Raw genomic sequence first — 21,451 nt, forward strand, 5'->3', positions numbered from 1 at the left:
GTCTCGATGACCGCTCCTTGGACACTTTTCGGCCATGCTCGGGGTGTACGGAGCGCTGCCGTCCTGGACGTTTTTCTGCCCGGATCTGCGGCCGCTCCTGTGGCCTGTGGCGCGGGCGAGCCGTGTCGGCGGCGAACGTACAGGCCCCGTAAGGGGTATGTGAAGCACCTGCGTGCAAACGGGTCCGTAACCCACACCGCAGTACTTTAACCCTCACCGACCTCCGGCAAGCAGTGGCGCGATCTCGTTCCTCCGAGTCTCTGTTACCGGCGGTACTTACGTGCGCGCTGAGCTCTCCGCCCGGCGGGCGAGAGGGGTTTCCTCGTGGGACACATGGACCACTTCAGCGCCGGATGGGTGACACCCGTTCTCTCCTACGTCATGGCCTGTGTCGGCTCGGCGCTCGGCCTGCGGTGCACCGTCAGGGCCCTCGAGGCCGACGGCGCCTCGAAACGGAACTGGCTGACGCTGGCCTCGTTCGCGATCGGCTCCGGCATCTGGACCATGCACTTCGTCGCGATGATGGGCTTCGGTGTCGAGGGCACGCCCATCCGCTACGACGTCCCGCTCACCGTACTCAGCCTCGTCATCGCCATCGCCGTGGTGAGCGCGGGCGTCTTCACCGCCGGGTACGGGCGCTCGCGCGTCGTGTCGGTGGCGCTCGGCGGGCTCGGCACCGGACTGGGCGTCGCCGCCATGCACTACACCGGCATGGCCGCGCTCAACCTGCACGGCACCGTCGACTACGACCCGCTCCTCGTCGTCGCCTCCGTCGCGATCGCGGTCGTCGCCGCGACCGCCGCGCTCACCCTCACCCTCATCGTGCGCGGTCCCGTCCTCGCCGCCGTCGCCGCGCTCGTCATGGGGCTGGCGGTCAGCAGCATGCACTACACCGCCATGTACGCCGTCGACGTCAGCCTCGCGCCCAGCAGCGCGGAACTGTCCGGGGCCACGGCCACCGAGTTCCTCTTCCCGCTCGCCGTCGTGCTCGGCTCGTTCCTCTTCCTCACGTCCGCGTACGTCGCGCTCTCTCCGACCGGCAAGCGTGCCGAGTCCGTCGCCGCCGAACTGTTGCGCGAGGTGGAGCTCTCCACCGCGACCGTCACCGCGCCCGCCACCACGGCGACCGTCTGAGCCGTACGTCCGCAGCGCCGCACCACACCTCTCGAGGTATCCCATGCGTGTCACCCGAACAACGGAACGGCTGCGTCCCAGGTCGGTCCGGGCCAAGATCGTCGCCCTGCTCATGCTGCCCATCGTGTCCCTCATGGCGCTGTGGGGCTTCGCCGCGGTGACCACGGCCTCCAGCATCGGCGACACCCAGCGGGTCAAGGACGTCAACGCCGAACTCCTCGCCCCCCTCGACGAGTTCGTCGCCGCGCTGCAGACCGAACGGACCGCCGTCGCGCGCCGCGCCGCCGCGCCGGACACAGCCGGTCTCGACGCGATCGAGGAAGAACGCAGGGCCACCGACCGGGCCGCCACCGCCTTCCGCAACGGCGCCAACGCCGCCACCGCGGACGCCGAGCTCCTCGACGCCGGGCTGCCCGCCCGCATCGACCGTCTGGAGGCCGACGCGCGCGGACTCACAGCGCTGCGCGAGCGGACCGATGGGAAGGGCACCGCCCAGGCGGCGTTCACCGCGTACTCGACGGTCATCGAGCACGCCTTCGCCGTCACCGGCGCGCTCACCGGCGAGAACGGCACCGACGCCGCATCCGAGGCACGGGTCGTCCTCGAACTCGCCCGCGCCCGCGAGGCCGTGGCCCAGGAACAGGCCGTTCTCGCCGCGGCAGGCGCAGCCGGGAACCTCACCATGGAGCAGTACACGCAGTTCGTCGGCGCCGTCGCCACCCAGCGGGAGCTCCTGAGGCCGGCGGTCGCCGACCTGAAGCCGGCGCACCGGGCGGCGTACGACGCGGTGCTGGACAGCGGTGGTTACGACGGGCTCGCGGCCGGCGAGGACCGGGTGCGCGGCGCCGGGCCCGGCGCTCCAGTCATCTCCGCGGGCTTCCTGAGGGACTGGGACTTGGCCGCCGACGCCGTGCTGAAGGGGCTCGCCGAGGCCGAGTCGGACGCCGGCACGGGGGCCACGGCCAAGGCGAACCCGTTCGGCTGGGACACGCTGGGCGCCTCCGGCATCGCCGTCATCCTCGGGCTGGTGGGTGTGCTGCTGTCGCTGCTCGTGTCCGTGGGCGTCGGCCGCGGGCTCATCGTCGAACTGCTCGACCTGCGCAACTCCGCCCTGGAGGTCGCCGGGCGCCGGCTGCCCAAGGCCATGCGCCGACTGCACGCCGGGCAGGGCGTGGACATCGACGCCGAGGCCCCGATGCGCCGCCTCGTCGGCGACGAACTCGCCCAGGTGGGCTCCGCGCTCACCGCCGTGCAGCGGGCCGCGCTCAAGGCCGCGTCCGAGCGCGCCGAACTGCTCAGCGGCATCTCGGGGGTGTACGTGAGTCTCGCCCGCCGCAGCCAGGTGCTGCTGCACCGCCAGCTCGACCTGCTCCACCTACTGGAGCAGCGCCCGCGCGACCCGGCCGAGATGCAGGAGCTGTACCAGGTCGACCACCTCGCCACCCGGATGCGCCGCCACTCCGAGAGCCTGCTCATCCTGTCCGGCATCGCGCCCGGACGCGGCTGGCGCGACCCCATCCCGCTGGTGGACGTCCTGCGGGCCGCCGTCGCGGAGATCGAGCAGCCGGGCCGGGTCCAGATCTGGGCCGTACCGCGCGTCTCCGTCCACGGCGGCTCCGTCGCCGACGTCATCCACCTGCTCGCCGAACTCGTCGAGAACGCGGCCTCCTTCTCACCGCCGAGCGCCCATGTCCGGCTGCGGGCCGCCCGGATGCGCGAGGGTCTCCTCATAGAGATCGAGGACAGCGGCTTCGGCATGGACGAGGAGGCGATGGCCGAGGCCAACCGCAAGATCCAGTCCGAGAACGTCGATCTGCTCGACGCCAAGCAGATCGGGCTCTTCGTGGTCAACCGCATCGCCGCCCGGCAGGGCCTGAGCGTCGAACTGCGTTCCTCGGCGAGCGGCGGGGCCACGGCGGCCGTCCTCATCCCCGAGAACCTGATACGGGACGACATGCCGGTGCACGACGCGGCGCTCCCCGGCGACCAGGACGGCGGCCGGGCACTGGCCCCCGCGTCGGCGTTGATCCCGCAGCAGCGGGGATGACGAACGCTGCGGGACAGCGGTCGTACTGATGACAACGCTCAACCACTCATCACCCGGACACGGCCCTCAGCACCGATCCACCTCCTGGCGCCGGCCGTTGTGATCGAGTGCCCAGGCCACATCCCTGAGCAGGGCATGCCGCCAGCCCGCTCGGTCGTGGCCCGACGCCGACCGCGCAACCCGTACCGTCGCACCGGCCTGTTCGGTCAGGGTCTCGGTCAGCTCGCAGTGGGGCAGCATCCGGGTCTCGTGTTCCCCCACGTCGAACGCGACCCGCAGACCGGACAGGTCGGGCCCAAGGGTCCGCAGGCGCGCGGCGATGGCGCCGCCGACCGGGCCGCCCAAGGGGTCCGCCAGGTCCAGGGCGTCGGGCGTCCACCAGAACGACCCGGACTGGCAGGCGACGCGGGACACCAGGTCCGGGAACTCCAGTGCCGCGTACAGCGCGCTCAGCCCGCCGAGGCTCTGCCCGGCGACCACCAGCCGGTCCCGGTCGGCGGGTACGCCGGATTCCGCCACCAGGGGCAGCAGTTCGTCCCGGACCGCCTCCCACAGTTCGGGTCTGCACCCGAACTCGGCCTTCCTGTCCTTGGCCGGCAGGAAGACGAGGGTGACCGGGGGCATGTCGCCACTGGCGACGGCGGAGTCGAACGCGGTCATGGCCGGGTGCAGGTACAGCCAGTCGTCCCCGTCGAGCAACAGGACCACCGGTCCGCCGCCGCCCACCGGGTGGACGCGTACGGTACGCCGCCCGCCGAGCCGTTCACTGGTCCAGCGGATCCGGGTGCGCGGGAGGGGCAGGACGACATCGGCGCCGATGACGGGCCAGTGCGGCTGGGCCGGCGCGTCCGGGGTCGCGGCGATGGACCGGTCACCGCCCGCACCGACCGGGTTGAGCGGGTCGGCGTACGCCGCGTCGCCCGTCAGGAACTGGTAGGTCACCCGCAGCCGCGCGGGCATGCGCACCTCGGCGTACCAGCAGTCCGTGTCGCCCCACCGGCGCAGGGGTACCGGATCCGACCAGCTCTCGAAGGCGATGCTCGCCGCTTCGGACCCGCGCCGCAGGAACAGGGTCACCCAGCCGTCGCCGTCGGGTATCGACGCGGGTGTCCTCGCGGCTGCCCAGAACTCGTCGGTGCCGGGTGCGCCGGGCAGTCCGAACGCGGCGAAGGTGTCGTCCCCCACCAACCTCATGAACGTCTCCTTGTGGAGCGGAAAGTGAGAAGGCTAAGCTCATGCCGATTAGGCGAGCCTAACCTTATTCCCCAGGAGGCACCGCGCATGAGCACCAACCCCTTCGACGACGCCGACGGCCGTTTCCTCGTCCTCGTGAACGACGAGGGCCAGCACTCGCTCTGGCCGTCCTTCGCGGAGGTGCCCGGTGGGTGGACGATCGCCTTCGCGGAGAACACGCGGGACGCCTGCCTCGAGTTCGTCGAGGCCAACTGGACCGATCTGCGCCCCCGTTCCCTTGCCGAGTCCATGGACGCCTGACGGCCGATGCTCTCCACCAGACTGACGAACGCCCGCTTCCTCACCATGGACCCCGACCATCCCGTCGCCCACGACCTGGGTATCTGGCAGGGCCGGATCGTCGGTCTGGACGAGGCCGTCACCTCCCTGCCCGCGCGCGAGGTGATCGACCTGCAGGGCGCCACCGTGCTGCCCGGCTTCATCGACGCCCATGTGCACCTGGCCTGGACCGGGTTCAAGCAGCACACCCCGAGCATCGCGGGCCGCACGCGGATCGACGACGTGCTCGCCGTCGTGGAGGAGGCCGTCATCCGGAAGGGCTCGCCCGGCGCCTGGGTGAGCATCGCCGGCTACGACCAGCGCGCCCTGGGCCGCCACTTGACCGCCGCCGAACTGGACCAGGTCAGCCACGGGCACAAGCTGTTCGTGCTGCACGACTCCGGGCACGGCTGCGTCGTCAACTCCGCCGTGCTCGACCTGCTCCCCGCCGACATCCCGCACGACAACGGCTTCCTCGCCGAGGGCGCCATGGGAGCCGCCCGCGCACTGCGTCTGCCCCACTCCCAGGAGGAACTGGCCGAGGCGATCGGGCGCGCCGCCCGGGCCTGCCTGGCCGAGGGAGTCACCGCCTGCGCCGAGGCGGGCATCGGCGGCACCCTCCTGGGCCACAGCCCGGTCGAGCTGGGCGCCTACCAACTCGCCGGTGAGAAGGGCCTGTTGCCGCTGCGGGTGCAGCTCATGGTGTCCGCCGACCGGCTGCACCCGGTCGCCGCGCACACGGACGACGGCATTCCCCTCGCCCTCGATCTCGGCCTGCGTACGGGGTTCGGCGACGACCGGCTCTCCGTGGGCGCGCTGAAGGTCTTCACCGACGGCGGCATGATGGCCCGGACCGCCGCGCTCAGCAGCCCGTACGAAGGGCTGGACGGCGCGGGCCAGTTGCAGGACGACCCGGACGTGCTCGCGGACACGATCGTGGCCGGTCACCTCGCCGGCTGGCAGCTCGCCGTCCACGCGATCGGCGACCGCGCGGCCGACGTCGCCCTCGACGCTCTGGAACGGGCCCAACGGCTCCGCCCGCGCCCCGGCGCCCGGCACCGCATCGAGCACGCCGGACTGATCCGCCCCGACCAGCTCCCGCGCTGTGCCCGACTCGGCGTCAGCGCCGTCGTCCAGCCCAACTTCCTGCGCTACTTCGGCGACGACTACGCGGCGATCATGGGGGAGGAGCGTGCCCCGTGGCTCTACCGCGGCAGGGCGTTCCTGGACCACGGCATCACCCTCGTCGGCAGTTCCGACCGCCCCGTCACCGACGGATCCCCGCTGCGGGCCGTCCAGTTCATGGTCGAGCGCGCCTCCGAGTCCGGCCGGGTGATCGGACCGGACGAGGGCATCACCGTCGACGAGGCCCTGCACGCCTACACGGTCGCCGGCGCCTTCGCCTGCCACTGGGAGGACCGCGTGGGAAGCCTCACCGCGGGCAAGCTCGCCGACCTGGTCGTGCTCGGCGACGACCCCCGGCGCGTCGACACATCGCGGATCGGAGACATCGAGGTCGTGGCGACATACGTCGACGGCCGTGACACCGGGAAGGCGGCATCATGAGCGGGAAGACGGCACCAGTCGAGAGCTACGCCCACCTCTGGGAGGACGACGGGCACCTGCACCGCTGGGTGATCTGGAACACGGCCGGGGAGACCCTGGTCTTCGACAGGGACATCAACTGTCCTGTCGACGGGGGTGACGAGACGGTCCAGCCCGAGGTTCTGCGCAGGATGCGGGGGGCGGGCGTACCGGAGACCGACGAGTATCCGGGCGGCCCGTGCGCGTAGGCACGACCCGGCGGTCCCCAAGGCCGAGCGGCTGGCGGGCACTTGGGTGTGCGTGACGTCCAGCCCCGGTCAGGTGTTCCGGCGCCCGCGGTGCAGGAGCAGATCGCGCAGCAGGGCGGCAGTCGAGCAGACCACGCCACTGCGCGCCGCCCACCGGAGCGCCATGGAGTGTTCCTCGGCGGAGACGTCGGCCACGGCGTCGGCGACGATGAAGGGCTGGATGTCGTTCATGAAGGCGTCCGCCGCCGTCAGGAGGACGCCGCGATGCGCGTACACCCCGCACACGATCAGCTGGTCGCGGCCCTCCGAGCGCAGCAGCCGGCCGAGATGGCTGCGCAGGAAGGCGTTGTGGCGCACGTTGCTCAACAGATGCTCGCCGGGGCGCGGTACGAGTGGCTCTATGATCGCGGCGGCATCCGGCTCCTGGCCGATACCCGGACCCCAGACCTCGGCCATGAGACCACGTCGGCCCGGCCGTTGTCCGGTCGACTCCGCGCTGAAGACGACCGGCAGGCCCAGGGCTCCGGCGAGCTCGCGGAGCGCGACGATGTTGTCGACGAGTTCCACCACGGGAGAACGCCCCGCCTCAAACGCGCCGACGAAATGGTTCTGCATGCCGTGGACCAGGAGCGCGCAACGCGCCGGATCGATCCTCCAGGAAACGTGCGGCCGAGGGAGAACGGAGCTGTCCGGCATGGGATACGAGTCGATGGCCGGCAAGCCCATGGGCGATTCCCTTCTGCATGACGCGCCCGCGAACAGAGCCTCCACGGTGTATTAGCTTAGCCTAACCTAAGTTACCGGTGGGGACTCTGTCGACGTCTCATCGCCCCGCTTTACCCGATCAGGTGCTCTCGGTCGGCATCAACGGGGCGTCAAGGAGCCATACTTGACCAGGCAGGATCGTCCAGTGGTGGCACCATGCGGGAGAGGCATCGTTCGGTGAGCAGCGTCGGCAAAGGGCTCGAGAAGGTCGAAGTAAGGCTCCGCTGGGATCCCAGTTCCTGGGACCAGCCACCTCACCATCTCGACATCATGGCCGCGACCTACTCCGTCGACGACCCTTACGGGCGGCCCGCATACGTGGTGCACACCGAAAGCCGATCGCCGGACGGCACCATCAACATGAGCCGGCACAGCGAGACCGGCCAGGGTTTCGGATTCGTCGAGGTGATGGTGCTGGAACTCGACCGGCTGGCACCCTCGTTCGCGCGCGTGGTCGTAGGGGTGGCCATCCATCAGACCGGCGGTCACAAGACCTTCGGCGACCTGACGAACACAGGGGTCGTCGTCGTCCAGGCGTACCGGGAGCTGCTGAACGACGACTTCACGCGGGTCGCCGGATCCACCGCTGCGACGGTTGCGGAATTCGCCAGGGATTCCTCCGGCGTATGGGAGTTCCACGAGAGGATCCGGGGCTTCGACTGCGACCCCGTGGCTTTCAGCGCCGAAATGGGGAGCGTTCGGCACCCCTGACCGACGGGCCGGATCCCGGAGCGCGCTGCCTGCCGCGGCCCGGTGGAGAGCACGGCATAAAAGTCGCGTAAAGATTGCCGGAAGCAGGCAATGTCATGGGGGACTCCCGCATGTGAGCATGCCTTCATCAGCGGGTGGTGGTGAAGGAAGGCGGTGAGTGCGGATGACCTGGTTTCTGGGTCTCGGCATCGCGGGGGTCGTGCTCCTCGTCCTGTCCCTCGTCTTCGACGGAGTTCTGGACGGCCTCTTCGACGGGCTGCTGTCGCTCCCGGTCGTCGCCGGATTCGTCTCCATGCTCGGCTTCTCGGGTGCGATCGTCATGGGCACCACGGGGCTGGGCGCGGTCGGCGCCACCGCGGTCGGCGTGCCTGCCGGGGCCGTCACGGGCCGGCTCGCGTATCGCCTGAGCCGCGCGCTGATGAACGATGCGTCCGGTGCCGCCCCGCGCGGCGACGACATGATCGGTGTGGCGGGCTCCGTGGTGACCGCCATCCCGGCCGACGGCTACGGCGAGGTGCTGGTGCACCTGGCCGGGCAGCCGGTGAAGCTCGCGGCCAGGAGCGCGGTCCCCGTGGCGCGCGGCGCCGAGATCTGGGTGGAAGCCGCACTGTCACAGTCGGCGGTCGCCGTACGCCGCGTCGAACGCTGACCGGCCGAGCCGGCTCGGCCGGAGTGCCGTTCAGAGGCACTCCTTCTCTTTCCTGTTTCGCAGGACTGTTCCGCAGCACTCGTATCGATCTGCCGTCCCCTGGGAGGGCTGAGGGGGAACCACCATGAGTTCAGTCGTCATCGCAGTGGTAGGAGTCGTCGTACTCCTCGTCCTGTTGGCGCTCGTCGTCATCACCCGCTACAAGGTCGCCGGCCCCAGTGAGGCGTTCATCGTCACCGGGCGGCGCGGCAAGAAGGCGACCGACCCGGAGACCGGCCGGGTCTTCACCGACAACAGCGGACAGAAGGTCGTGGTCGGCGGCGGTGTCTTCGTCGTGCCGTTCGTGCAGCAGAAGTTCACCCTCGACCTCTCCTCGCGGCACATCCCGGTCGCCGTGCGCGGCGCCGTCACGTTGCGCGGGGTCAAGGCCCACCTCGAAGGCGTCGCCATCGTCAAGGTCGGCGGCAGCGAGGACTCCATCCGCGCCGCGGCCCAGCGGTTCCTGATGCAGCAGGACGGCATCGTCGGCTTCACCCAGGAAGTGCTCTCGGGTGCGCTGCGTGCCATCGTCGGCCGGATGTCGGTGGAGGACATCATCCGCGACCGGGCCGCGTTCGCGGGCCAGGTCGCCGAGGAGGCCGAGGCCAGCCTGTCCGGACAGGGCCTGGTGCTGGACGCCTTCCAGATCCAGGACATCTCCACCGAGGGCTCCTACCTGGAAGACCTCGGCCGGCCGGAGGCCGCTCGCGCCAAGCAGGAGGCCGACATCGCCGAGGCGGTGGCCCGGCGCGCCGCCGAGCAGGCACGGCTGAAGGCCGAGGAGGAAATCGCCGTCGCACAGCGGACGTTCGCACTGAAGCAGGCCGAGATCAAGGCCGAGACCGACGAGGCCGCCGCGCGCGCCGCCGCCGCGGGTCCGCTGGCCGAGGCCGCGCGCAGCCAGGAGGTTCTGAGCGAGCAGGAGAAGGTCGCCGAGCGGCAGGCCGCGCTGACCGACCGTGAGTTGGACACCCAGGTCCGCAAGCCCGCCGACGCCGCCCGCTACCAGGCCGAGCAGGAGGCCGAGGCCCGCCGGATCGCCCTGGTCAAGCAGGCCGAGGCGGACGCCCAGAGGTCCCGGCTGACCGGTGAGGGCGAGAAGGCACACCGCGCCGCGCTCGCCGACGCGGTACGCATAGAGGGCGAGGCGGAGGCGGCGGCGATCGGCGCGAAGGGCGCCGCCGAGGCCGAGGCGATGCACAAGAAGGCGGACGCGTTCGCGCGGTACGGCGACGCGGCCGTGCTGCAGATGCTCGTCGAGGTGCTGCCGCAGGTCGTCGCCAAGGCGTCCGAGCCGCTCAGCGCCATCGACAAGATGACGGTGATCTCGACGGACGGGGCGAGCCGGCTGTCGCGGACCGTCGCCGACAATGTCGCCCAAGGGGTCGAACTCCTCGGCTCCACCACCGGAGTCGACCTCGCCGAACTGCTGAAGAACCTCACCCAGGGGCGAGGCAGCGGCTCGCAGCCCGTGACCATGTCCCCGACCACGGCTCCCGCCGAAGCCAACGGGAAGATCGACGTCACCGGCTGACGACGGCAGTGCAGGCACAGCGAGCCCGGGCAGCCCTTGAGCCGCCCGGGCTCGTACGATCAGCCCGTCTTCCAGCCCCGCCGTGTGTCGATCCGCTCCCACTCCGCGGCCCACTGCGCCATACGCCCTCGCTCGAGCCCCCGGCGCACCACCCAGACCGTGCCCAGGACCGCCCCGCCCGCGCTCAGCGCCGCGAGGACGCCTCCCGAGACCGCGTGCAGCCGGATCTCCCCGTGGCCCAGGGGCTTGTCCGTGATCTTGCCGTTCCGGTCCGTCCACACGGCAACCGTCGTTCCGGCCCGGGTCTTGGCAGGCACCCGCGCCTCGTCCGTGTGTGTCGAGCCGTCCGGCGCGGTCCAGCGCACCGTGGCCCGCACCCGGTAGTCGCTCCCCACCCGCGCGGGCGCCTGATCGTCCGCGTCCTCGACGAGGACGGCCGCGACCTCGCGGCTCTCGGCCCGCTGCCGCTCGGCGGACCGCTCCACCGCGTCCGCCGTCACCTGGCCGACGAGCAGCCCACCCACCAGGGCGAACAGCCACCCCGCGAGCACCATCCAGGCCTCGATGACGTCACTGCGCCGCCGAAGCGGGCTGCGCCGCCACCGCCACAACCGCACACGCGCACACCGTGACGCAGCCATCGGCCGACACCCCCTTGTGAGCACCGACAGCACACCACCAGTGTGCTCCCCGGGGAACGCGCCGCGTAAGTTTCACGTCAATGTCCTGGCCGAAGGCGTAACGAGCGGCCCGCCAGGCGCCGTGCGTCACGTGTCCGTCTGGTGGCGGCTCGTTCGATCCGACAGGGTGGCGACGTTGCCTTGCATGCGTCGCCGGTCCCGACGGATCAGTACGGCCGTACCGGCCACGATGATCAGGAGAGCGGCGGTGGTCGGCATCAGGAAGAAGATCATGGCAGCTCCTTTCGCCCGGCCGCGTCCGGGCGGCCGGATGTGCGATCAGTGGTCCGCGTGCCCGCAGCTGTTGCCGACGTCCGGCACCGCGTATTCGCCGTCACCATCTTGAAGTGGCGCTGGTCTGCACCGCATTGCCTTGTTCCGGCAGTGTTTATGTCTCCTTGATGCCGGACAGCGACGCCCGAGGCCCGCGTCACTCACCGACCTGGCATCTGCCACTCTTGTCCCTCGTGCGTGAGGACGCGCCGGCAGTACGTCGAGGACACAGCCGAGGACACAGGAGGACGGGTGGCAGGGCGGGAGATCCCCGACGAGTACCTGGAGGGGTATGCCCAGATGCTGGCCGAGGTGTGTGCGACCGGCCGCCGTCTCACCCGGGACGAACTGGAGGCCCTGAGGACCAGGGGAGAGCGTGCCGCCGAGGCCGGGCTCGGTCTGCGGGCCCTGGTCCGTCGGCATCTGTCCGTGACGCGCGAGAGCCGGCCCACCTTGTCGTCGGCCGAAGGCGATCGCCTGCTCGCCGCCGTGGAGCAGGCGATCGACGCCTTCGCCGAAGGGCACGAACGCGCGCAGAAGCTCGCCGTGCGGCAGGAGGAAGCAGTACGGCGCGAGTTCATCGACGACTTGCTCTACGGCCGCAGTGACCTGGGCCGCCTGGCCGAACGAGCCGTACGCTTCGGGCTGCTCCTGTCTCGCGCCCATGCGGTGGCCGTCGCTCAGGGCAGCCAGCCGGTCGAGGACATCCACCCGGCCACCCGGCAGGTGGAGAGTGCCGTGATCGGCCGGTTCGGCGAGCGAAGCATCCTGCTCACCACGAAGGACGGGCGGCTGGTCTGTATCGCGCCCGGGGACCAGGACGACGTGCTGGTGTTCTTCGCCGAGCAGGCGCACGCGGCCACCGACGGTGGTCAGGTCGCCATCGGGCGCCCCCACCCGGGCGCCGGGGGAGTCGTCCACTCCTACGAAGAGGCCCTCAACGCCCTGGACCTGGCCGACCGGCTGCACCTCGACGAGCCGGTGCTGCGCGCCGCGGACCTCCTTGTCTACCCCGTCCTGACCCGCGACCGGCAGGCCATGGCCGACCTCGTCGTCAACACCCTCGGCCCGCTCTGGACCGCGCGCGGCGGAGCCCGCCCGCTCGTCGAGACGCTGACCGCCTACTTCGACTCGGGCTGCGTCGCCGCGGAGGCGGCACGCCGCCTGAACCTGAGCGTGCGCGCCTTCACCTACCGGCTGGAGCGCATCCACAAACTGACCGGCGCCGATCCGGCCGACCCGGTTCACCGCTACACGCTTCAGACCGCGGTGATCGGCGCCAGACTGCTGGGCTGGCCCGACAACGACGTGTGAGGGAGCCGCCGAGTTCGGCCGACGTCGTCGCCGCCGGCCCGACCCACCGGCAGGCCCGCCCGGGCCCACCCCGTACGAGGAGCTGCGCCCATGAGAGCCCTCGTACGGGATGCCGCCGACACGGGCGAGCGGCCTACTGGACGAGCTCCCAGTCCTGCGAGCCGTCCGTGGTCGCGGTCTGCAGGGTGAGTGCCGCCCCGTCGGACGCACCGGTCAGGTACAGGCTGGTGTTCTTGACGGCCTGCAGTTTGTAGAACCCGTCGCTCGTCCTGATCAGGTTCCAGCTGCCGGTGGCGCTGTTGTCGACCCACTGGCCGATCCGCTGACCGGCCGTCGCGTTCCCCGTCCAGATGGCCGCGGCGCGGCCGCCCGACTTGTTCAGCAGGGTCGTGCCGCCGTTCGGCTCGGTCACCACGTGCCAGTACTGGGTGGCCGGGTTCGCCGCCGCACCGGGCTCTTCCAGGACGACATCGGGCACGTCAGCGTTGCCGATGTTCGCGTCAGTGGTGTTGTTCCCGGTGCCGATGACCTGATCCGTCTTCCGGTTCACCACCTGGTAGTAGGCGCCGTCCGAGTTGCCGAGGTCCACCTCGGCGAAGGCGAGCGTCGAGGTGCCCTGGTTGTTGAGGATCGCGATGCGGCCGGTGCCCTCGACGTACTGCAGGTTGCGGCTGTATCCGGCCGGTGAGGTCGTCTGGTACTCCGTCCACGTGCCGTCGCTGCGCCCGCTCTCGTTGACCCAGACGTTGCCGCTGCCGGCCGCGTTGTAGACCAGGCGCCCGCCGGGAAGCCGGATGATGACCGGACTGCCGCCCCCCGAGAGGGGACGGGAGCCGGTGGCGACCGGCAGAGAGCCGACGTCCGTTCCGGTGGCGGAGCCCCGGTAGAACTCCAACGGGCTGTCGGCGAGCACGTACCTGGTGTTGGCTCCGCCGGCCCAGTACTCGAAGGGGAGCATCCACTTGCCGTCCGTCGTGCGCACGACGTTCGTCATGCCCGGCCGGCCGCCGCCGATCTCCGTCTTGCCGCCTCCCATGTTCTGGGTCAGTCCGGCGATGTCGAGGACGGGGGAGCTCCACTGGGCGCTGCGGCCGTCCCAGGTCCTGTGGGCGAGGATCTGGCCGTGCGAGTCGGGCGCAGTGTCGTTCGCCGGGTCCAGCGTGGGCACGCCGGTGGTGGAGTTGAAGCCGATGTAGTCGTTCTCATCGGAGTAGTAGCAGACGAGTTTGCCCTTGTAGACCATCAGGTACGGCTCCCACAGGGGATCCACCTGCTTGTTCGTGTTGGCGTTCGCGATGTTCTGGCCGACCGCGCCCGCACTGCCGCCCTGCCAGCCGCCCGTCGCGACGATGTTGAGGACGTTCCACGTCGCACCTTGGTCGGTGCTGGAGTACAGGGCGATCGCCAGGTCCTTGCGGTCCCCGTCGTTGGACGGCGTCCAGTTCGGGTCGGCCGCCTTGTGCTCCTTGTAGTAGTAGTCGTCGCCCGACACGACGCTCGCGAGGAGCAGCGTGCCCTGCTTCAGGTTCCCGACGTCCTGCGGAAGCGTGTAGAGGTACGGGTTCGTCCAGTTGCTCGTGTACTTCGCGTACTTGGGGTCGCTCGAGAGGTACGCCGGCGCCTTGACCTCGGACAGCGGCTGCCACGAGGTTCCGTGGTCGTCGCTCTTGTACACGGGGAGCGTCTGTCTGTCGGCGCTGCCCGTCGCCGTCACGACCGTGGACTTCTCGAACGACGCGACCAGACGTCCGCTCGGCAGCTGCGCCGACTTCGGGTAGACCGCGCAGTTGCCGCGCCCCTTCAGACACGGTTCGCTTCCGAGCTGGTAGAGGATCCCGCCGGTCGGGTTGTACGCCTGCGCACTTGAGGCGGGTATCGCCAGCATCGCTGATGCCGCCACGAACGTTCCCAGCGCCTTGCCCACTCTTCTTCTCTGCATAGCCCCTCCTCGGGGGACGACCATGGTCACAGGGGTTCGATCAGGAGACGAGGACACGGACGTCCCAGGCGCCGAGCTCCAGCGCCGTGCCCCCGGGCAGGGACGTGCCGTCCAGGGCGTCGGAGAGGTCCACCGGGACCGGGACGCTCGCCGGCTCCCAGCTCCAGTTGTGGACGACGTGGACGCGGCGCCCGTCGGGTGAGGTGCCGGTCGTCGCGGTGACGGAGGCCGGGAGGTCCCGCCACGCGCTGCGGGCCGCCGGTGCCATCCAGGCGGCCAGTGCCCGGGCGAGGTCGCGGCCAGGAACGGTGCCCACGCAGGTGACGCGGCCCGCGCCGTGACGGCGGGTGGTGACCGCGGGCCAGCGGCCGAAGTGCGGGTGGTCGTACGTGACGAGGACGTCGGCGTCGGTGACGGTGAGGCCGTCCGCCCAGCGGGTCGCCGTCGCCCCCTCGGGCAGGTCGAGCGGCCCGCCGGCCTCCGACCGCACGGGGACCTCCCGTACGAGGTTGCTGAACTCGTCGTAGTGGACACCCGCGGCCTCCACCAGCCGTCCGGGAGCCGGTTCCTGCCGGGCGCGGGCCTCGTGGTCGGCGTAGCCGGTGCGCGGGCCGAGGACCAGGTGGCCGCCCGCTTCCGCGTAGGCCGCGAGCCAGTCGAGCGTCGAGTCGGCGGCGATGTACAAGGCCGGGACGACGAGGACGGGGTGGCGGCCGACGGCCTCCTCGGGTGTCAGGCCCTCCCGTTCCCCGCGCGGGTCGTGCAGCTGGCGGGCGTGCACGATGCGCACCTGGCGGCCGGCGTCGAACGCGCCGCGGTAGAGGGGGTCGAAGATGCGGTGGTAGGCCTCCGGGTCCGGCTCGCCGTCGGGTGTCGCGAGCGGCGGGTACTTCTGCATGAGCCACTTGCTCGGCGTCGAGTACACCATCGTGATGTCCGCGTCCGGTTCGAGCCCGGCGACGAGCGGACCGGCCGCCTCGAACTCGGCGCCCAGACGGGCGAGTTCGGCGTAGGTGCGGCCCGGCCGGCCGGTGTGGGGCAGGATGCCGCCCCAGTAGGTCTCCGCGCCGAAGTGCAGCGTGTGCCAGTGCCAGTACTCGATCATGCGGGCCCCGCGCGCGACCAGCGCCCAGGCCGCCTGCCGCCACTGGCCGTCGTAGGCGGGCCGGTTCTCCCAGGGGAAGCCGATCGAGCCGGCGTTGGTCTCGGTGACCAGGAACGGCTCCTGGCGCGAGGAGAACATCCAGTCGGCGGTCTGGTACAGCGACCACACCCCGGTCGTCTTCCAGGTCTGCCGGTGGTCGTCGGGCGTGGGGTCGGGGAGCAGGAGGCCGTCCTGCATGTCGTAGTACGGGTTGCCGGAGGCGATGTCGAGGCGGTCGGTCAGCTCGTCGTCCTCCACTCCGGGGCGCTTGTAGGAGATGCAGGTGGTGACGAACTGCTCGGGGCCCGCGTACTCGCGGACGATGTCGGCCTGCCAGCCGATGAACTCGGTGACCTGGCGGGCCTGGAACTCCCGCCAGGCGACGTCGTACTGCGGCTGGGCGTTGCCGTCCGGTGTCCACAGGTCGGCCCAGGTGGAGAGGCGGTGGGACCAGTAGACCAGGCCCCACTCGCGGTTGAGGGTCTCCACGTCGCCGTACTTGGCGCGCAGGTGGTCGGTGAAGCGCTGGAACACGCCGTGGTTGTGGAACAGTTCCAGGCCCGGTTCGTTGTCGACCTGGAAGCCGATGACCGCCGGGTGGTCGACGTAACGGGCGACGATCTTGCGGATGACCCGCTCGGCGTGGAACCGGAACGCGGGGTGGGTGAAGTCGACTTCCTGGCGGGCGCCCCAGCCGATGCGCTCGCCGGTGCGCCGCTCGCCCGTGATCTCCGGGTACTGGCGGGCCAGCCACGGCGGGACGGCGTAGGTCGGGGTGCCGAGGACGACGGAGATACCGCGCTCGTGGGCGCCGTCGAGGACCGGCCGGAGCCAGTCGAGGTCGAACCGTCCGCTCGTAGGTTCCCAGGTCGACCACACCGACTCGCCGACCCGGATGACGGTGACATGCGCGTCGGCCATCAGGTCCAGGTCGGTCTTGAGACGCTCGTCGGGGCGGTCGGTGCCGTAAGGGGGCTGGTACTCGTGGTAGTACGCGGCGCCGAAGAGGACGCGGGCAGGCAGAACTGCCATGAAGTGAACCTCCGGAGAGAGTGGGGAGTGGGGTGAGGACCGCGTGCCCTACTGCTTGACGCCGCCCGCGGCCAGGCCGCTCTGCCAGTACCGCTGGAGCAGCAGGAAGGCCGCGACGAGGGGAAGGATCGAGATCAGGGAACCGGTCACGACCAGCGCGAGCATGTCGCTGCTGGCGCCGGCCCCGCCGTTCTGGGCCTGGGCGGCCCAGGAGGAGAGCCCGACCGTGATGGGGTACAGGTCCGGGTCGTTGAGCATGATCAGCGGCAGGAAGTAGTTGTTCCAGGTCGCCACGAGCGTGAACAACAGGACCGTCACCAGGCCCGGCGCGAGCAGCCGCAGGGCGATGGTGAAGAAGATCCGGGCTTCCCCGGCGCCGTCGATGCGGGCGGCCTCCAGGATGCTGTCGGGGACGGCGTCCTGGGCGTAGACGCGCATGAGGTAGAGGCCGAACGGATTGACCAGCGAGGGCAGGATGATCGCCCAGGGGGTGTTGACCAGGCCCGCCTCGGCGAAGAGCAGATAGGTCGGGATCGCCAGCGCGGTGGTCGGGACCATGACGGCACCGAGGACCAGGTTGAAGGCGGCCCGGTCGCCGCGGAAGCGGAACTTGGCGAAGCCGTATCCGGCCCCGGCCGCGAGCAGGGCGGCACCGAGGGCGCTCACGACGGCGTACAGCAGCGTGTTGAGCAGCCACTGCACGAAGACCCCGTCGTCCTGGGTGAAGGTCTCCTTGATGTTGGCCAGCAGCTGCGGGGCGTCCGAGAACCACAGGCCGAAGCTGTTGAAGAGGTCCTGGGTGCTCTTGGTCGAGGCGATCAGCAGCCAGAACAGCGGGAGCAGGAAGTAGGCCAGGACGGCCAGCATGGCGATCGTCAGGGGGGTACTGCGACGCCGGGAGGACGACGGCCCGCGCCTGGCGGGGGGCTTGGTGGGTGAGCGGTCCGTGGTGATCGGGGCCGCGGGGGCGGTCGTCGTCACGGGGTCCTCCTGCGGTTCGCGGTGAGCAGGACGGCGTAGGAGGCGATCACGATGACGAGGCCGAGGAGGAAGGACACCGTGGCCGCGTAGTTGACCTGCTGGCCGGTGAAGGCGAGTGAGTAGGCGTAGAGGTTGGCGGTGTAGGAGCTGCTGATGACGTCCGGGGCGATCTTCATCAGCAGGTTCGGTTCGTTGAACAGCTGGAAGCTGCCGATGATGGAGAACAGCAGGGTGAGCATGAGCGCGGGTCGCAGCGCGGGCAGCTTGACGGACCAGGCGGTCCGCCAGGCGCCGGCCCCGTCCACCGCGGCCGCCTCGTACAGCTCCGGGGGGATCGTGCGCAGCGCGGCGTACAGAATGATCATGTTGTAGCCGACGAACTCCCAGGTCACGATGTTCGCCAGACTGCTGAGCATCCAGCCCTCGCTGAGGAAGTCGGGGACCGGCAGGTCCAGGTTCCGGCTCAGCTGGGCGAACGGGCCGAAGTCCGGACCGTACAGATAGCCCCACATGAGCGCGGCGACCACGCTCGGCACGGCGTACGGCACGAAGATGCCCAGCCGGATCACCCGGGCGAGCCGCAGCAGCCCGCTGTCGAGCGCGAGGGCGAACAGCAGCGCCAGCAGCAGCATCACCGGGACCTGGATCACGAAGAACAGCGCGACGCGTCCGACGCCGTGGATGAGCAGCGGGTCCTGGACGGCCTTGACGTAGTTGTCCAGCCCGACGAACGCCGTTCCGCCGATGAGGCGTTCCTGGAACAGGCTGAGGTAGGCGGCATAGCCGAGCGGGGCCAGGAAGAGCAGGAGGAAGAGCACCATGAACGGCGCGACGAACAACGGCCCTGCCGCACGGCGCTTCCCCTTGGCGGAGGTCGCGGTGGTGACGGCCATCTCAGCCCCCCTTGACGGTGAAGCCCTGGCCCTTGGCGTACGTGGTCAGCCGCGACTGCCAGCTGCCGAGCGCACGGACCGTGTCGGTCTTGTCGGCGAGGGACTTGCCGACCGTCTCGGTCCAGTCGGTGGCCGCCTGGTCGAGGAACGGCGGCCACTGGAAGGAGGCGTTGACCGTGGAACTGATGCCGGCGAACAGTTCGTTGACCTTCTGGCCGCCGTAGAACGACGACGCCTCACCGACGAACTCGGCGCTCGTGAGAAGGGACTTGGTCGCCGGGAAGAAGAACTGCTCGGTGGCGAACATCCTCGCGCTGGCGGGGTCGGTGTTGAGGAACTGCGCGAACATCGCCGCCGCGATCGGGTTCTTGGTCGAGCGGATGACCGCGGTGGTCGAGCCGCCCCAGTTGCCCGAGCTGGGCTTGGCCGCGTCCCACTGGGGCAGCGGGGCCGCCCGCCACTTGCCCGCGGTGTCCTTGGCGGAGCCGGAGAGGAAGACGGGGCCCCAGGCGGCGGTGATCCAGGTGGCGTACTTGCCCTTGTTGAGCGCGGCGTACCAGGCGTCGGTGAAGTCCGGCTCGACGCCGATGACGCCTTCCTTCGCGAGCCCGCCCCAGTACTCGCCGAGCTTCCGGGAAACCGCGTCGTCGACGCTGATGGCGATGTCGCTCTTGCCGGAGGTGACGTACGGCTTGGCACCCGCCTGCCACTGCAGTCCGTGCCAGGCGGCCGGCTGGTTGGCCGCGAGGTTGGTGAGAAACACGTCGGGGTCGGCCTTGTGGAGCTTGCGCGCCGCAGCGGCGAACTCGTCCCAGGTGCCCGGGACTTCGATGCCGTGCTTGTCGAAGATGTCCTTGCGGTACAGCATGCCCATCGGGCCGGTGTCCTGGGGGATCGCCCAGACCTCGCCGTCGCTGCCGCTGACCTGGCCCCATGTCCAGTCGACGAACTGCTCCTTGAGCGCGGAGGCACCGTAGGGGCGCAGGTCCAGCAGGCTGTTGGTGATCGTGAAGGTCGGGATGGCCTGGTACTCGATCTGCACCATGTCCGGAGCGCCGCTGCCGGCCTTCAATGCCGTACGCAGCTTGGTGTACTGCGGGGTGCCCTGGCCGGCGTTGACGACCTTGACCTTGATGGCCGGGTACTTCTTCTCGAAGAGCGCGACCTCCTTGGCGATGTTCGGGACCCAGGTCCAGAACGTCAGCTCGGTCGGTGTCTTCATCGCCTTGTCGATGTCGGCCTGGCCGACCGGGTCGGTGGCGGCGGAGGAGTCGTCGGAACCGCCGCCACCGCAGGCGGACAGCGCGGCACTCAGCGACAGCGCTCCCGTCGCGGTGAGGAAGAGCCGACGGTTCATGGAGGAGGGGCTGACGAAGGATCCGGATATGGGCATGGTGAACTCCCGCCGATGGCGAAGGGGGCAGCACGCCGGGCGAGGGCGTGCGGACAAGGGATGACGAAGGGGAGACAACGCGCGGACGTGACGACTGGGCGTCGAGGCCGACGGGTTGGTGAGCCCGGCTGCGCGGGCTGCGACCGAGGTGCGGCACACAGGTGCGGGAAGAGGAGGGCCGCGGAGCGCTGCGGCATGCGGCCCGAGGGCCGCGGGCGAAGGGGAACGCGCGCGTCGTCCGTGGTGCGGGGTCGTCCGCAGCGGCGGGGACGCGGTCGGGATGAGCAGGGCTGAACGATGGCCGGTTCGGCGGCTCGCCCTGAGGTCACAGGCCCGGTCCGAGCTCCGTGGCCCGGACTGGTCGGCCCTGTTCAGTGGTGGGTGGACGAACCTCCGTTCGGGAGCGGGGGCTCGTAGGGCCCGCCACGGGGGCGGGAGGCGGTATGTCGTCGATGTCCCGGGGGGCGCCGGGGCGGCGGGGGCTGGGTCGAGGCACGGACGACGAGGTGGACCGGTGGGTCGCTCGCCGGCAGAGCCTGTGCCTGCGGGTTCTCGATGGCGTGCACGAGGCGCTTGAGCCCCTCCTGCGCCGCGATGTCGAACTGCTGCCGCACCGTGGTCAGCGGAGGAGTCACATAGGCGGCGACCGGGATGTCGTCGAAGCCGACCACGCTGACGTCCTCCGGCACGCGCCGGCCGGCTTCCGCCAGCGCGCGGATCAGGCCGATGGCCATGTCGTCGTTCGCGGCGAACACCGCCGTCACCTCGGGGTCGGCGGCCAGTTCCCGGCCCGCCGCGTAGCCGGAGGCGGCCGACCAGTCGCCCTCGATCACCGGCGGTTCGTCCCTGCCGTGGGCGGCCAGCGCCGCCCGCCAGCCCGCGAGACGGTCCTTGGCGGCGTACCACCGCTGGGGACCGGCGAGATGATGAACGGTCGGGTGTCCCAGGTCCAGCAGATGCTCGACGGCCGCCTGGGCCATCAGGTCGGCGCCGCCCGCCCCGTACAGCACGGTGGAGGCCGTGAACGGCGGGGGCGCGCCGAGGACCAGCACCGGGACGTTGACGGGGACCGAGAGGTCTCCTTCGGCGCCTTCCTCCTCGATCGGCTCGGAGATGACGATGCCGTCCACGCCCTGGTCGAGGAGCGAGTCGACGGCGCCGGCGAGGCCCGCCGGGTCGCCTTCCATGGTGTTGACCACGCGGAGCGCGTAGCCCGTGTCCCGGACGACCCGCTCGACCCCTATGAGCAGCGAGGCGGGTCCGTACAGGGCCGTGCCCAGCGTGACCACGCCGATCGAGCGGGTCCGTCCGGAAGCCAGCGCGCGGGCGGCGTTGTTGCGGCGGTAGCCGAGCTGTTCGGCGGCTTCGAGGACGCGCCGGCGCACCTCGGTGGAGACGTACGGCTCGTCGTTGAAGACCCGCGACACCGTCTTCTGCGAGACCCCGGCCAGCCGGGCCACGTCCACGCTGCGCGGCGCCACGGGGCTTTGGTCCCGCCCTGTCCCTCGCGTCATCACGCCTCCCGACGGCCGCACGATCGAGCCCAATGATGTCAGACGCCGTCTGTCTGACTGCGCTGTCATGTCTACGCAGTCATACGACGGCCGTCAAGAGTTCG

The 21,451-nt window shown here is 70.6% G+C and carries 19 protein-coding genes; 9 read left to right on the plus strand and 10 right to left on the minus strand.

From position 1 onward, the window contains the following. Positions 1 to 324 precede the first annotated feature (324 nt). Positions 325 to 1,134: an MHYT domain-containing protein gene (locus QFZ76_RS43355; protein ID WP_307678828.1), complete on the plus strand. Its 810-nt coding sequence runs from the start codon at positions 325 to 327 to the stop codon at positions 1,132 to 1,134. Between the two features lie 43 nt (positions 1,135 to 1,177). Further along, complete coding sequence (locus QFZ76_RS43360; protein ID WP_307678829.1) at positions 1,178 to 3,181, plus strand: nitrate- and nitrite sensing domain-containing protein; 2,004 nt, start codon at positions 1,178 to 1,180, stop codon at positions 3,179 to 3,181. A 66-nt stretch (positions 3,182 to 3,247) separates the two neighbouring features. On the opposite strand, the gene QFZ76_RS43365 is transcribed toward QFZ76_RS43360, so the two are convergent. Further along, the gene (locus QFZ76_RS43365) at positions 3,248 to 4,375 is read right to left on the minus strand and encodes an alpha/beta hydrolase-fold protein (protein WP_307678830.1); all 1,128 of its coding nucleotides are present in this window, start codon (positions 4,373 to 4,375) and stop codon (positions 3,248 to 3,250) included. An 87-nt stretch (positions 4,376 to 4,462) separates the two neighbouring features. On the opposite strand from QFZ76_RS43365, the gene QFZ76_RS43370 reads away from it, so the two are divergent. The 3 genes from QFZ76_RS43370 to QFZ76_RS43380 are packed head-to-tail and all read left to right on the plus strand — an operon-like array spanning position 4,463 to position 6,486. Next, positions 4,463 to 4,675: an MbtH family protein gene (locus tag QFZ76_RS43370; protein WP_307678831.1), complete on the plus strand. Its 213-nt coding sequence runs from the start codon at positions 4,463 to 4,465 to the stop codon at positions 4,673 to 4,675. A 6-nt stretch (positions 4,676 to 4,681) separates the two neighbouring features. After that, positions 4,682 to 6,259 carry an amidohydrolase gene (locus QFZ76_RS43375; RefSeq protein ID WP_307678832.1) on the plus strand — a complete coding sequence of 526 codons (1,578 nt, stop codon included), beginning with the start codon at positions 4,682 to 4,684 and terminating at the stop codon, positions 6,257 to 6,259. Then, on the plus strand, positions 6,256 to 6,486 hold the full coding sequence (locus tag QFZ76_RS43380; RefSeq protein ID WP_307678833.1) for a hypothetical protein: 231 nt from the start codon (positions 6,256 to 6,258) through the stop codon (positions 6,484 to 6,486). Before QFZ76_RS43375 ends, QFZ76_RS43380 begins: the two co-directional genes overlap by 4 nt. Positions 6,487 to 6,555: 69 nt before the next feature. Here the strand turns inward: QFZ76_RS43380 and QFZ76_RS43385 are convergent, their stop codons facing one another. Then, positions 6,556 to 7,101, minus strand: coding sequence for an isochorismatase family protein (locus QFZ76_RS43385; protein WP_373464442.1), 546 nt, complete (start codon positions 7,099 to 7,101; stop codon positions 6,556 to 6,558). Positions 7,102 to 7,407: 306 nt separating this feature from the next. Between QFZ76_RS43385 and QFZ76_RS43390 the strand changes: the two genes are divergently transcribed. The 3 genes from QFZ76_RS43390 (at position 7,408) to QFZ76_RS43400 (ending at position 10,184) form a co-directional block, all read left to right on the plus strand. Further along, a complete protein-coding gene (locus QFZ76_RS43390; protein ID WP_373464443.1) occupies positions 7,408 to 7,962 on the plus strand; it encodes a TerD family protein in 555 nt (184 codons plus the stop codon). A 163-nt stretch (positions 7,963 to 8,125) separates the two neighbouring features. Then, positions 8,126 to 8,611 (plus strand): hypothetical protein, encoded by a 486-nt coding sequence (locus QFZ76_RS43395; RefSeq protein ID WP_307678836.1) that lies wholly within the window; start codon positions 8,126 to 8,128, stop codon positions 8,609 to 8,611. Positions 8,612 to 8,735: 124 nt separating this feature from the next. Next, positions 8,736 to 10,184, plus strand: coding sequence for a flotillin family protein (locus tag QFZ76_RS43400; RefSeq protein WP_307678837.1), 1,449 nt, complete (start codon positions 8,736 to 8,738; stop codon positions 10,182 to 10,184). 59 nt (positions 10,185 to 10,243) lie between these two features. Here the strand turns inward: QFZ76_RS43400 and QFZ76_RS43405 are convergent, their stop codons facing one another. Both QFZ76_RS43405 and QFZ76_RS43410 read right to left on the minus strand, forming a co-directional pair. Continuing rightward, positions 10,244 to 10,825, minus strand: a complete 582-nt coding sequence (locus tag QFZ76_RS43405) for a hypothetical protein (protein ID WP_307678838.1) — start codon at positions 10,823 to 10,825, stop codon at positions 10,244 to 10,246. Positions 10,826 to 10,951: 126 nt separating this feature from the next. After that, the gene (locus QFZ76_RS43410; RefSeq protein ID WP_307678839.1) at positions 10,952 to 11,098 is read right to left on the minus strand and encodes a hypothetical protein; all 147 of its coding nucleotides are present in this window, start codon (positions 11,096 to 11,098) and stop codon (positions 10,952 to 10,954) included. A 339-nt stretch (positions 11,099 to 11,437) separates the two neighbouring features. On the opposite strand from QFZ76_RS43410, the gene QFZ76_RS43415 reads away from it, so the two are divergent. Then, positions 11,438 to 12,451 (plus strand): CdaR family transcriptional regulator, encoded by a 1,014-nt coding sequence (locus QFZ76_RS43415; protein WP_307680300.1) that lies wholly within the window; start codon positions 11,438 to 11,440, stop codon positions 12,449 to 12,451. A 133-nt stretch (positions 12,452 to 12,584) separates the two neighbouring features. On the opposite strand, the gene QFZ76_RS43420 is transcribed toward QFZ76_RS43415, so the two are convergent. The 6 genes from QFZ76_RS43420 to QFZ76_RS43445 form a co-directional block, all read right to left on the minus strand. Further along, positions 12,585 to 14,390 (minus strand): RICIN domain-containing protein, encoded by a 1,806-nt coding sequence (locus tag QFZ76_RS43420; RefSeq protein ID WP_307678840.1) that lies wholly within the window; start codon positions 14,388 to 14,390, stop codon positions 12,585 to 12,587. 40 nt (positions 14,391 to 14,430) lie between these two features. After that, positions 14,431 to 16,566, minus strand: a complete 2,136-nt coding sequence (locus QFZ76_RS43425) for a beta-galactosidase (protein ID WP_307678841.1) — start codon at positions 16,564 to 16,566, stop codon at positions 14,431 to 14,433. 48 nt (positions 16,567 to 16,614) lie between these two features. Further along, positions 16,615 to 17,547, minus strand: a complete 933-nt coding sequence (locus tag QFZ76_RS43430) for a carbohydrate ABC transporter permease (protein WP_373464444.1) — start codon at positions 17,545 to 17,547, stop codon at positions 16,615 to 16,617. Beyond that, positions 17,544 to 18,440: a carbohydrate ABC transporter permease gene (locus tag QFZ76_RS43435; protein ID WP_307678842.1), complete on the minus strand. Its 897-nt coding sequence runs from the start codon at positions 18,438 to 18,440 to the stop codon at positions 17,544 to 17,546. Before QFZ76_RS43435 ends, QFZ76_RS43430 begins: the two co-directional genes overlap by 4 nt. A 1-nt stretch (position 18,441) precedes the next feature. Next, a complete protein-coding gene (locus tag QFZ76_RS43440) occupies positions 18,442 to 19,833 on the minus strand; it encodes an ABC transporter substrate-binding protein (RefSeq protein WP_307678843.1) in 1,392 nt (463 codons plus the stop codon). A 371-nt stretch (positions 19,834 to 20,204) separates the two neighbouring features. Continuing rightward, a complete protein-coding gene (locus tag QFZ76_RS43445) occupies positions 20,205 to 21,347 on the minus strand; it encodes a LacI family DNA-binding transcriptional regulator (RefSeq protein WP_307678844.1) in 1,143 nt (380 codons plus the stop codon). Between the last annotated feature and the right edge of the window lie 104 nt (positions 21,348 to 21,451).

The sequence above is a fragment of the Streptomyces sp. V4I2 genome, assembly GCF_030817655.1.
GTDB classification, from domain to species: domain Bacteria; phylum Actinomycetota; class Actinomycetes; order Streptomycetales; family Streptomycetaceae; genus Streptomyces; species Streptomyces plumbiresistens.